This window comes from uncultured Flavobacterium sp., assembly GCF_963975005.1.
GTDB lineage: Bacteria > Bacteroidota > Bacteroidia > Flavobacteriales > Flavobacteriaceae > Flavobacterium.
In genome coordinates, this window is sequence record NZ_CAXBFR010000020.1 from 1 (window position 1) to 12,858 (window position 12,858).

The following is a 12,858-nucleotide window of genomic DNA, read 5'->3' on the forward strand; positions in this document are numbered from 1 at the left end:
AGAAGAAACAGCTACAGAAGCCTTTGGTATTGATAACGAAACAAATTATAAAGAATATCTAAACAACTTTTTAGGTATTGCTTATAATGAACAAGCCGATTATGAAAACGCTTTACTTTATTATAATAAAACGCTCGATAATTCAAAAAATGAAACTAATCGACTTACTATTAAAAACAACATTGCGGTAAATTATTTAGATCAAAAAGAATATGTAAAATCAATTGATGTTTTAGAAAAGTTACTAAAAAGTGATTCTTTAAAAGTTTATCCAAGTGAATACGCTAGAGTAACAGATAATCTTGGATTTGCTTATTTTAAAATCAAAAAAGACTCCTTAGCAAAAGAATATCTTTATGCTAGTTTAAACATAAGAGACAGCATCAATGATGATTACGATAAAATTGCATCTTATATACACCTATCAAATTTTTACGAAGAAAACAATCCAGTTTTATCAAAAGAGTTTGCAAATAAAGCGCTGCAATCAGCCACAATTGTCAATAGTCCAGATGACAAGTTAGAAGCACTTGATTTGTTAATAAAAAACGCTACCAACAAAAAGGCCGTTAAACATTTTGCTACTTATTCACACATTAATGATAGCATTACAAAAATAAGACAATCAGCCAAAAACCAATATTCAAAAATAAAATACGATTCTAAAATTACTTTAGAGAAAAACGAGAAATTGAAAGTTGAGAAAGAGTTTATTACCTATTTATTTATCGGATTTGGAATTATCGCCCTTTTAATTTATTTCTTAATTCGTTTTAAAAACAAAAACAAACTTCAAAAATCTACATATGAAGCGGAAACTCGAATTTCAAAAAAGCTTCATGATGAACTAGCCAACGATGTTTACAACACCATGACTTTTGCCGAAACGCAAGATTTGTCTGATTTAAACAAAAAGGAACATTTCTTAAATCAAATTGAAAACATTTACAACCGTACAAGAAATATTTCTTTAGAAAATAGTGAAATCGATACGAGCGAAAACTTTAAAGAAAACTTATCCTTATTACTTTCAGGTTTTAATAGTGAAGATACAAACGTAATCATCAAAAATTTTGAAGCCATAAATTGGGCAAAGACTAAAAAAATAACCAAGATTACAGTTTATAGAGTTCTTCAAGAACTGTTGGTTAACATGAAAAAACACAGCCAAAGCAATTTGGTTTTAATTGGTTTTGAAGACAAAGGCAAAACGTACGAAATTAACTATTCGGATAACGGTATAGGAAGCAGTAAATCATTAAAATTTAAAAATGGTTTGCAAAATGTGGAAAACCGTATAAAAACCATAAATGGAAGCTTTACTTTTGAAACAGAATCCCAAAAAGGATTTAAAGCTAAAATTGTTTTTCCAAAATAAACCGTTTATCTATGTTTTCAAAAGTATTATTGGCCGAAGATTTAGACAGCATCAACATAGCTGTTGCAACAACCTTAGACGAATTAAATATCGTTGAAGTTGACAATGTAAAATATTGTGATGATGCCATGTTGAAAATTAAAAAAGCTTTACAAGACAACGAACCTTATCAACTATTGATAACCGATTTGTCCTTCATAGAAGACTTTAGACCCAACCAATTAAATTCGGGCGAAGAACTAATAACAGCTGTAAAAAAAATACAACCCAACATAAAAGTGATTGTTTTTTCAGTAGAAGAAAAACCAGTGCGCATCAAATCTCTTTTTGAAAACCAAAACATCAACGCCTTTGTTTTAAAGGGAAGAAACAGTTTGCCCGAACTAAAAAAAGCTCTGAAAAAAGTTTTTGAAAGCGACGACAAGTACATAGCAGCAAACCTAACCTACATTTTTCAAGATAAAATCACACACCAAATTGACGATTATGACATCCAATTAATACAACACTTAGCTCTGGGTGTAGCACAAGATAAAATGGACATTACGTTTAAAAAACTAGGCATTGAACCTAATAGTAAATCTACTATTGAAAAAAGAATAGGCAAACTAAAAGACTATTTTAAAGCAAACAACACAGTACACTTAATTGCAATTGCAAAAGACCTAGGTTTAATATAAACCTTTTACCCATTACCTATTTTACCTATTACAAAAAAAAACGCTCCTTTACGGTTTCCCGTAAAATCAAACGTTTTTGTTGTCTTAAATTTGTCAAAGAATTGAAAAGGGAACATTATGAAACGTTATTACCTAGATCTTATTCCGAAAACAAATGGAGACCATGAACTGCACAATGAATTTTGCCTTTACATGCCTGTTATTGTAAATGCTCACTATATTGGAGATTTTTCAAATGAAAAGGAAGCGCTTAAAGAAGCGTTAAAAGTTTATTTGAACGCCAATGGATGCAAACATTGTTGCTCTGCAGCTCATATTCATTATGAATCAGAGTAATAAATACTTAATTGATGGTTTGTTAATTAAGTCGGATTGCAAAAAACTCTAAAGTGACAGGAAACTTTAGAGTTTTGCAGTCCTTTTTTTGAATTACGGTTTCCCGTAAGGAATTGATTTTTAGATGTTATATGTTTGAAATAACAATTTAAATCAAAGCAGTCATGGAATCAAATTCGCAACTAAGAGCATTAATCGATAAAATTCATCAGTTAAAAGATAAGATAGAAACTGAAGAAGAACGAGAAGCTTACAGAATTGTGGTTGCCATTTTAAGAAAAAAACTTTCAATGGACCGAATAACTCATAGAGATAAACAATCTTATTTTGGAATTCTATTAGACGACGATAATAGAAAACCACTTTGCAAACTGCACTTAACCATCAACAAAAAACACTTAGGCTTAATTCATGAAAGTAAAAACAAAAACAAACAATCTATAGAAACCTTTAATGAATTTTATTTGTTTGAAGAAGGATTTTTAAAAACGATTGGGTTTTATGAAAAAGAATAATTTGGAATATAGTTGATGTAGTAGTTGGAATTGGTTTACTTTTATCATTATATAAAACTGAAAACAAATGAAAACATTAATAACATTACTATTCCTATTCACTATAAATATACAAAGTTATTATAGCGATGTTTACATTTGTGATTCAAAAGGAGCAAAAAAATACCATTACACCAAAACCTGTGGAGGTTTAAATGCCTGTAAACATCAAATTGTAAAAAAATCAAAATCTGATGCTCAAGATTTAGGACTTACACTTTGTGGTTGGGAAGACTAATACTATTTTTGACCTAATCAAAAAATTATTTTAAAGTTAGTTTTGTATATTTGAAATCCGTGCTTAATTAAAAATCATTAAGCCTCAAAACATCAAATACCAAACTCCAAAAAGAGAATGTCCAGATTAAAAACACTTAGAGAACAACAAAACCTAACCCAAGAAGAGTTATCCAAAAAATCTGGTGTTTCTACAAGGACTATACAACGAATTGAAACAGGAAAAGAACCCAAAGGCTACACGCTTCGCGTTTTAGCAAAAGCCTTAGAAATTGAAGAAAATGAATTGCTCCACAAAAAACAAGAGCAAGAACAGACTACAATTTCAACTCCTAACGAAGTAGCGTTAATTAACTATTCTTTACTAAAAATAATAAACCTTTCTTCAATTCCGTTTACTTTAATTCCACCCTTAAATATTATTGTTCCTCTTGTGCTAATGATCACAATGAAACAAAAAAACAAACTAACCAAACAACTTATTTCTTTACAAATTATTTGGACCATTTTAGCACCTATCGTTTTTATGATAGGAATCTTTTTAAAGCTTGGAAACAACTTCACATTATTCCTTATGATAGGAATTGCCTTGTCTAATGTGTTTATCATTCTTAGAAATGCCATAGCGATAGATAAGTACAAAAAACTTCGCTACAAGCTGAATTTCAACATGATATAAACCCTGTCACGAAATTGTCGGGTTATTGTCGGGCATCTTTTCTTGAAAAAAGATATGGATTGTATAATCTTTGCGTCAATCAATACGAACTGCAAAACACAATTCATCATGTCAAAAAAAATCACCTTACTCCTTATTGTTTCAATTCTTTTCAGTGCAAACAGTTTGGCACAATTGGATAAAAATGCAACACTCTACAAAACAATTTTAGCCAAAGACAGCTTACTTTTCAATATAGGTTTCAATCATTGCGACATCAAACAGTTTGAAAACTTACTAAGCGAAAACCTAAAGTTTTATCACGATAAAGACGGTGTTTCCAACAAGACTAAATTTCTTAACGACTTAAAAAACGGCTTATGCAAAAGTCCCGAAACGCGTCAAGTAATAAGAGTATTAGTAAAAGAAAGTACCGAAATTTTCCCATTGTATAGGAATGGAATTTTATATGGAGCTATTCATAACGGAGAACATCTCTTTTACGAAAGCAAAGTAGCCGAACCAGGAATCGCAAAGTTTTCAAATGTATGGGTGTTAGAAAACGATCAATGGAAATTACAAACTTCTTTAAGTTATGGGCATAAAGCTTACGAACTTGATAATACAGAAATGTCATTTTTTGAAAATAATGTGGAAATAGAAAAATGGCTTAAAGAAAACAAAGTCTCAACACTTGGATTAGGAATAATTGAAAACGGAAAACTAAAGCAAATTAAAGTTTATGGAGAACTCAAAAAGGATGTTGCAGCACCATATAATACCATTTTTAATGTAGCCTCTTTAACAAAACCAGTAACAGCAATCGTTACTTTAAAATTAGTAAGTTTAGGAAAATGGGATTTAGACGAACCCATTTATAACTATTGGACAGATCCAGACGTAGCAAAAGATCCAAACAGCAAAAAACTAACTACTAGACATATTTTAAGCCATCAAACTGGATTTCCCAATTGGAGGTTTTCTAATAAGTCAAACCAATTAGGTTTTGAATTTGAACCAGGAACTAAATATCAATATTCGGGTGAAGGGCTGGAATATTTGCGAAAAGCATTAGAAATTAAATTCCACAAACCCTTAGAAGAATTAGCCAATGAATTAATCTTTGAGCCTTTAAAAATGAATGACACACAATTTTCTTGGAGCAACAAAGTTGATGAGTCACGATTTGCCTTTGAATTCGACAACAAAGGAAACAGCTACAAAACCACTAGAAACAAGATACCAAATGCTGCTGACGATTTATTAACCACTATCGAAGACTATGGAAACTTTTTAGTTAGCGTAATGAACCGTGAAGGACTTTCTGAAAAAGTTTTTAACGACATGATAACACCTCAAGTAGCAACCAAAAATGGAAAACATTTTGGTCTCGGATTTGAGATTTACAATTTTAAAAATGGAGATTACGCAATTTCGCACGGTGGTTCTGACCAAGGAGTACAAACGATTGTTTTTATATTTCCAAAAACAAAAAAAGGATTACTAATTTTTACAAATATGGATGATGGATACAACTTATATGAGAAAATAATAAGTCATTATTTAGGAGAACAAGGAAAAGAAATAATAAAAATAGAAACCACAAAATAAGAGCTTTAAAAACTTGCAAACATCAAATTATAAAAAAACAAAATCTGATGCTCAAAATTCAGGACTTACGCTTTGAAGTTGGCAAGATTAGTAGTATTTTGGCTCTATGAAGAGTTTATTATGTTTTGTTTTGTTACTCGTATTTTCAGCTACTTTTGCTCAACTAAAAGTCATTTCTTGGAATGTAGAAAATCTAGGTAAATCAAAATCAGACTCAACAATAACGTATATTGCCAATACTCTTAAAGAGTATGATGTAATAGCTCTTCAAGAAGTTATTGCGGGTTATGGTGGCGCACAAGCGGTAGCAAAACTAGCAGACGAACTTAACCGAAAAGGCTCAAAATGGGACTATGTTATAAGTGATCCAACAACAGGTAGTGCATACAAAACTGAACGATATGCTTTTTTATGGAAAACCAGTAAGGTCAAAAAAATTGGTGAAGCTTGGTTAGAAAAAAAGTACAGCCAAGAAATAGACAGAGAACCTTATTATTGCACTTTTAAATATAACGAAAAAACAGTAACCTTAGTTAATTTTCATGCGATTACAAAAAGCAAACAACCCGAAACTGAAATCAAATACTTCAAATTTTTACCTTCAGAATATCCCTTATTAAATTTACTTTTTATAGGTGATTTCAATTGCCCACAATCGCATACAGTTTTTAATCCTTTAAAGAAAATAGGTTATGCTTCAGCATTTAAAAACCAGAAGACAACATTAAAAAGAGAATGTAAAAAAGAGATCTGCCTGTCTTCAGAATTTGATAACATTTGGTACAACACTTCCAAAATAAAAGTCACCAAATTTGATGTTATTCATTTTTACAAAGACTTTAAAACCTTAAAATCAGCTGGAGAAATTTCAGATCATATTCCTATTTGGGTTGAGATTAGTTTGAATTAATTTAGCTAAAGCCAATTTGTTTTCATAAAAAAACCTTTGACTGAAGCCAACGGCAATTGACTAATTTTAATTAATTGTGACCTCGGCAGGGTTCGAACCTGCAACCAACGGAGCCGAAATCCGTCATTCTATCCAGTTGAACTACGAAGCCTTTTTTGAGAGGAAAGAAAAAAGAGAAAAGAGGAAAGAATTAATCTATTCTCTTTGTTCTATTTTCCATTCTCTTTTATTCTAAATTATACTAATAACTTCTTAACGATTGTAGAAATTGTTTTTCCGTCTGAGTTTCCTCCTAATTGTTTTGAAGCCATTCCCATTACTTGACCCATTGATGCCATTCCTGAGAAATTTCCATCTGAAATGATTTTTGCTACAGCTGCTTCAACTTCTGCTTCAGACATTTGTGCTGGCAAGAATTTTTCGATTACAGCTATTTGAGCTAATTCTGGTTCAGCTAAATCGTTTCTATTTTGTTCTGCAAAAATAGCAGCACTGTCTTTACGTTGCTTTACTAATTTTTGTAAAATTTTTATTTCATCTTCTTCAGATAATCCTTCTGCTGAACCTGAAGTTTGTGCTAATAATATTTCTGATTTTACAGCTCTTAATGCTTCTAATGCAACAGTATCTTTTGCTCTCATAGCATCTTTCATACTGTCCATAATTTTTGTTGATAAACTCATTTTATTTGTTGTTTATGGTTAACTACTTGTTGTCCAATAGCTAAAGCTAATGATAATTTAATACCCCAGATTGCAATGAAAAGCCTTTTTGTGGCTTGTTTGATTTTTTCTTGTGAAAAAAGAGCGACTTTATGAAGCTCCTTTTTTTGCTTAGAAAAAACAAATAAGTGCAAAAAGCTTGTAATGAAAAGCTGGAAATAGGTTCTAATTAAAAACTAGAACAAAGGTAATTAAAAAACCCGTATTGTTATTGAAAACGATACGGGTTTTTAGGTTAAGTTTACGGAGCATTAGTCTACATTGTCATGCAAGAAGGAATTGTTAGAACGCAATTGGGGATCGTCGTTACTATCAGTTCCTAGAGACATTCTAGACTTATTATTGTTTAATTCTGGTGATTCTAAATCAACTCCCATTCTTTTGTAGGCTGGTTGTCTTTCGATTTCATCTATACGAGAATTTGTATTGAATTTATAATTGAATTCTTTCATTTTACGTTTGCGTTCTTCTGTGCGTAGACGTAAAGTTTCTTCAATAGTTAACTCTGTTAAATCTCTGTTTTCTAAGCTTGAAATTGATTCTTGTGTTTCTTTAGCTTCAACAGTGTTTATTGTAATATCTAATTCTGGATTTATTGGCTCTGAAACCTGTGTTGGTTTAGCAGTCAATAATTCGTTTTCTTTTTCTAAATATTCTTCTAATGAATGTTTAATGATTCCGTTTTTTTCTACTTCTGTAACAGGAATAAATTCAACGTGCTCATTTACTACAATTTCTTTTGTATCATCCGTAAGATTGAAAATAATTTGATTATCATTTACTTCTTTTTTATCTTCAAACATGTCTAAAGAAAAAAGTAAATCATCTTCTTTTGCTTTTACAAATTCTGGTTCAATCACTTCGATTTCTCTGATTGGTTTTGCCATAGATGTAATTTCGAAGACTGGTTCTGCTTTAGCTTGTGGAGCAATAATTTCGAATGCCACATTGATGTTTTTCAATGCTTCTGTTGTTACAATTAATTCGTTTTCTTGTGCTACAACTGAATTAAATTCTTCTTTTGCTTCATCTAAAGTGAAAACAATTTTCTCTTCATTTTTTTCTAAAACTACAGATTTTTCTTGTGACGTAATTGATGAAGTTGACTCAGTTTGAATTGGATTGACTTCTTCTGCTTCAACTTCTATATTAAAATTTGTCTTATCAAGTAAATTTTTAACGACTTTTTGCTCGTCGTCTAATGAATGGATAATTCTATTTGGTTCGGTGTTTACAATTCCGTGTTGTTGTTCTGCATTGAAACCTGTTGCAATAATTGTTACTGAGACAGAATCCTCTAAGGTATCATCTTCACCAACTCCCATAATAATATTAGCGTTGAAACCAGCTTCTGTTTGAATAAAGTCGTTGATTTCTCCGATTTCATCAATAGTAATTTCTTGCGAACCTGAAACAATTAACAGCAATACGTTTTTGGCACCTGTAATTTTATTATCATTTAACAATGGCGAATCTAATGCGCTTTTGATAGCGATTTTCGCTCTATCATCTCCAGAAGCCACAGCAGAACCCATAATAGCTGTACCACTATTAGAAAGAACTGTTTTAGCATCTTTAAGGTCAATATTTTGGGTGTAGTGATGTGTAATTACTTCTGCAATTCCTCTTGAAGCAGTTGCTAAAACTTCATCTGCTTTTGAGAATCCAGCTTTAAAACCTAAATTACCATATACTTCTCTTAATTTGTTGTTGTTGATTACGATAAGTGAATCCACTTGTTTACGCAATCTTTCGACTCCTTGTAAAGCTTGTTCTTGTCGTACTTTCCCTTCGAATTGAAAAGGAATTGTAACAATACCAACTGTAAGAATGTCTCTTTCTTTTGCCAATTGAGCGATAACTGGTGCAGCACCTGTTCCAGTTCCTCCACCCATACCAGCAGTAATGAAAATCATTTTTGTGTTAGTATCTAACATCTTTTCGATTTCATCAATACTTTCAATAGCAGATTGTTGTCCTACTTCTGGATTCGCTCCAGCACCAAGACCTTCTGTAAGGTTTACACCTAATTGTATTTTATTCGGCACAGGACTATTTGCAAGTGCTTGAGAATCTGTATTACAGATAATAAAGTCAACTCCTTTTATGCCTTGCTTAAACATGTGGTTGATTGCGTTGCTTCCACCGCCACCAACACCTATTACTTTAATTACGTTCGATTGATTTTTAGGTAAATCAAATGAAATGTTTCCAAATTCTGATTCGTTGCTCATATTTTTGGGTTTTAATTTTTTCTTATTTTATTCTTTTGCATCCATTTTCATTAAATATTGCAAACTTTCTACTCAGCGTTGTCTAAAAATTCTTTAATTTTTTCAATATATTTATCAAAGAATGATCTTTTAACTTTTCCCTCTGTACTCTCTGTGTCGTTGTTTGATGTCACCAATTCATTGTCAACAATCTCTTCTTCGACAATTACTTCTGCTTGTTTAACAACTTCTGCTTTTTTCATTTCTACTAATGGTGTAGCGCTTTTAGTATTATTTCTAATACTATTCATTACCAAACCAACAGCAGTTGCGTATAATGGACTAGATATTTCTTCGTCAGAATCTCCAGCTAAATGCTCATTTGGATAACCAATACGAGTGTCCATCCCTGTTATATATTCTACTAATTGTTTGATGTGCTTTAATTCGGCACCACCACCCGTTAAAACTATACCAGCGATCAATTTTTTCTTATTGTCTTCGTGACCATATTCTTTAATCTCAGCATAAACTTGCTCAATAATTTCTACTACTCTAGCGTGAATAATTTTTGATAAATTTTTAAGCGAAATCTCTTTCGGCTCACGTCCTCTTAATCCAGGAATAGAAACAATTTCGTTATCTTTATTTTCTCCAGGCCAAGCTGAACCAAATTTTACTTTTAGTAATTCTGCCTGTTTTTCGATGATTGAACAACCCTCTTTGATATCTTCCGTAATAACATTTCCTCCGAAAGGAATTACAGCTGTGTGACGAATAATTCCGTCTTTAAAAATCGCTAAATCTGTTGTTCCACCACCTATATCTATTAAAGCTACACCAGCTTCTTTTTCTTCTTGACTTAAAACCGCGTCAGCCGAAGCTAATGGTTCTAGGGTTAATCCTGACAAATCTAGTCCAGCACTTTTGATGCATCTTCCTACATTTCTGATTGAAGCTGCTTGACCAACAACCACGTGAAAACTAGATTCAACTCTTGAACCGTACATTCCAACTGGTTCTTTTATTTCGGCTTGACCGTCTATTCTGAATTCTTGAGGCAAAACATGGATAATTTCTTCTCCAGGCAACATGGCCAATTTATGTACTTGACCAATTAATTGATCTATATCTGCATCACCAATTACTTCTTCTGCATTTGGCCTACTGATGTAATCGCTGTGTTGAATACTACGAATATGTTGACCTGCAATTCCAACCACAACATCATTAATTTTATAATCTGAATTTGCTTCTGCTTCTTGAACAGCTTGTTGGATAGACTGAATAGTTTGCGTGATATTATTCACCACACCACGATGTACACCTAAACTTTTTGATTTTCCAATTCCTAGAATCTCAAGTTTACCGTATTCGTTTTGGCGACCAATCATTGCAACAATTTTTGTTGTTCCGATGTCTAATCCTACTGCTATGTTATCTTTTCCCATACCCAAATTATTTAGCACAAATTACCTGTTCTGTAAAAATCAAATTGACTGACTTATACCTTTTAATCAATGTATCTTTTGTCGCGTGTTGTAAAAACGCTTTGTAATTTTTGAATTTGGTTTCCATGTTGGCTTCTGTTCCAAAAATCACTTTATAGTCATAATTCCTTACAGAAAAAATAATATTTCCTTTCTGTGTTTTTTTTATATCAACTATATTATGTTTTAGCATTTCGTCATTTTCAATAAAATTAAAAAGACTAACTAGCTGTTTTACTTCCTTAGCACTAATTACACCATAATATACAGGTACTCTTGGTGTGAAATTTTCTGACAAAGGAACTTTATTTCCTTTATCATCTAAATAGTAAGAACCATTTTCGTTAAAAACTCTAATTATAGGTTTTTTCTGTTTTATTTTTGCGTTAAGAAACCCATCAATCGAACAAAAAACCTCAGAATTATCTACGTATTTATTGGCATTCAACAAACTTTCTAGCTTCTTCAAATCTACCCTTTCTTTTTTTACTTTGGAAGTACCTTGAAAATTTTGTATTAACAAGTTATTAACCATTGTTTCATTTAAAAACGGATAATCATCTGCATTGAAAGCAATATTTATCTTCTGTATTTTTCGCTCTTGGTTTTTGGTTCCAGAGAAAGAATACAAGAAAATCATTAGCACTACAATGAGAACTAAACGTATATTATTCCAATTCAATTTTTTCACTTAAAGTAATTTTTATTTCTGAAACCATTTCCCCTAAATCACCAGCACCAATAGTTACAAAAACTGTTGCGTTTGATTTAGTTAATTGATCCTTTATTTCTTCTTTTTGAACTAATTTCTTTTTATTATTCTCTATTTTATTTAACAACCAAGTTGAAGTTATACCTTTTATTGGTAACTCACGAGCTGGATAAATTTCCATTAACAGAACTTCATCAAATTTTGACAAACTTTTTGCAAAATCATCTGCAAAATCTTTTGTTCTGCTAAATAAATGTGGTTGAAAAACGGCACAAATTTTTTGGTTTGGAAACAATTCGCGAACTGCTTGATGCACTGCATTTATTTCTGTTGGATGATGTGCATAATCATCTATGTATGTTAATTTCTCTTTCCTAATTTGAAAAGAAAACCGTCTTCTTATTCCTTTAAAAGAAGCTAGTGCTTTTTTAATTTTATCCGTTTCAACACCATATCTTTTTGCCATTGACAAAGCCATAAGCGCGTTAGATAAATTATGGTGTCCGGGCAAGCCAAATTGGATATTTTCGATTAATTCATTTTCAAATTTAGCATCAAATACATAATATCCATTTTCAATTTTTATGTTTTTTGCTATTATTTTAGCATCATCGTCAATTCCGACTGAAACACCATCAAGAACCAAACCACTTGCATGAAACAAATTGGATTTATCTTCAACTTTAGCTGCAAATTCTCTAAAACTTTCTTCAATAGCAGAAGCATCACCATAAATATCTAAATGATCAGCATCCATCGAAGTAATACAAGCAATATTTGGATGAAGATGTAAAAACGAACGGTCAAATTCATCAGCTTCCACTACTGTTATTGTTTTTCCGTTTCCAACAAGATTTGAGTTGTAATTTTCTACGATTCCACCTAAAAATGAGGTTACATCTAAACCACTATCAAATAAAATATGCGCCAAAATACTTGATGTTGTAGTTTTTCCATGCGTTCCTGCAACTGCGAAACAAAAAGTGTCTTTTGTAATTAACCCAAGTACTTCTGCACGTTTTTTAACCGTGTAATTTCTTTCGTTGAAATAATTCCATTCAGAATGTAAAACTGGAACAGCTGGTGTAATAACGACCAACGTATTTTCTACATAATAATCTCTTGGAATTAAATCGATGTTATCTTCAAAATGAACTTCAATACCTTCTTGTTGTAATTCTTTTGTTAGTTGCGTTTGTGTTTTATCATAGCCACTTACATTTTTTCCAATATTTTTAAAATAGCGAGCCAAAGCACTCATTCCGATGCCTCCGATGCCTATGAAATAGATGTTATGTATTTGGTTTATGTTCATGTTTTATTATTCTTCCGTAGGCTAAAACCAAACGGTAATGAT

Annotated in this window: 13 protein-coding genes and 1 tRNA gene; 8 read left to right on the top strand and 6 right to left on the bottom strand. The window is 31.6% G+C overall.

Going from position 1 to position 12,858, the window contains the following annotated elements:
- The 8 genes from AACZ53_RS04130 to AACZ53_RS04165 form a co-directional block, all read left to right on the top strand.
- On the top strand, nt 1-1,378 hold a 1,378-nt coding region (locus tag AACZ53_RS04130), incomplete at its 5' end, for a hypothetical protein (RefSeq protein ID WP_339835025.1).
- An 11-nt stretch (nt 1,379-1,389) separates the two neighbouring features.
- Nucleotides 1,390-2,058, top strand: a complete 669-nt coding sequence (locus AACZ53_RS04135; protein WP_339835027.1) for a response regulator — start codon at nt 1,390-1,392, stop codon at nt 2,056-2,058.
- Nucleotides 2,059-2,175: 117 nt separating this feature from the next.
- Complete coding sequence (locus AACZ53_RS04140) at nt 2,176-2,394, top strand: hypothetical protein (RefSeq protein WP_339835029.1); 219 nt, start codon at nt 2,176-2,178, stop codon at nt 2,392-2,394.
- A 164-nt stretch (nt 2,395-2,558) separates the two neighbouring features.
- The gene (locus AACZ53_RS04145; protein WP_339835030.1) at nt 2,559-2,909 is read left to right on the top strand and encodes a hypothetical protein; all 351 of its coding nucleotides are present in this window, start codon (nt 2,559-2,561) and stop codon (nt 2,907-2,909) included.
- 67 nt (nt 2,910-2,976) lie between these two features.
- Entirely contained in the window at nt 2,977-3,186 is a 210-nt protein-coding gene (locus tag AACZ53_RS04150; RefSeq protein WP_339835032.1) for a hypothetical protein, read from the top strand.
- 117 nt (nt 3,187-3,303) lie between these two features.
- A complete protein-coding gene (locus AACZ53_RS04155; RefSeq protein ID WP_339835034.1) occupies nt 3,304-3,864 on the top strand; it encodes a helix-turn-helix domain-containing protein in 561 nt (186 codons plus the stop codon).
- 108 nt (nt 3,865-3,972) lie between these two features.
- Entirely contained in the window at nt 3,973-5,454 is a 1,482-nt protein-coding gene (locus tag AACZ53_RS04160; RefSeq protein ID WP_339835035.1) for a serine hydrolase, read from the top strand.
- A 106-nt stretch (nt 5,455-5,560) separates the two neighbouring features.
- Nucleotides 5,561-6,364: an endonuclease/exonuclease/phosphatase family protein gene (locus AACZ53_RS04165; protein WP_339835036.1), complete on the top strand. Its 804-nt coding sequence runs from the start codon at nt 5,561-5,563 to the stop codon at nt 6,362-6,364.
- 77 nt (nt 6,365-6,441) lie between these two features.
- Here the strand turns inward: AACZ53_RS04165 and AACZ53_RS04170 are convergent.
- The 6 genes from AACZ53_RS04170 to murC all read right to left on the bottom strand — a co-directional run bounded on the left by AACZ53_RS04170 (nt 6,442) and on the right by murC (nt 12,816).
- Nucleotides 6,442-6,515 (bottom strand) — tRNA-Arg (locus AACZ53_RS04170).
- A gap of 85 nt (nt 6,516-6,600) precedes the next feature.
- Entirely contained in the window at nt 6,601-7,047 is a 447-nt protein-coding gene (locus tag AACZ53_RS04175; RefSeq protein ID WP_339835038.1) for a GatB/YqeY domain-containing protein, read from the bottom strand.
- A 290-nt stretch (nt 7,048-7,337) separates the two neighbouring features.
- Nucleotides 7,338-9,320, bottom strand: a complete 1,983-nt coding sequence (ftsZ, locus tag AACZ53_RS04180; protein ID WP_339835040.1) for a cell division protein FtsZ — start codon at nt 9,318-9,320, stop codon at nt 7,338-7,340.
- A gap of 68 nt (nt 9,321-9,388) precedes the next feature.
- Nucleotides 9,389-10,750 carry a cell division protein FtsA gene (gene ftsA, locus AACZ53_RS04185; RefSeq protein WP_339835042.1) on the bottom strand — a complete coding sequence of 454 codons (1,362 nt, stop codon included), beginning with the start codon at nt 10,748-10,750 and terminating at the stop codon, nt 9,389-9,391.
- A gap of 7 nt (nt 10,751-10,757) precedes the next feature.
- A complete protein-coding gene (locus AACZ53_RS04190; RefSeq protein ID WP_339835044.1) occupies nt 10,758-11,480 on the bottom strand; it encodes a cell division protein FtsQ in 723 nt (240 codons plus the stop codon).
- Nucleotides 11,458-12,816 (bottom strand): UDP-N-acetylmuramate--L-alanine ligase, encoded by a 1,359-nt coding sequence (gene murC, locus AACZ53_RS04195; protein WP_339835046.1) that lies wholly within the window; start codon nt 12,814-12,816, stop codon nt 11,458-11,460. Before murC ends, AACZ53_RS04190 begins: the two co-directional genes overlap by 23 nt.
- Nucleotides 12,817-12,858: the final 42 nt, after the last annotated feature.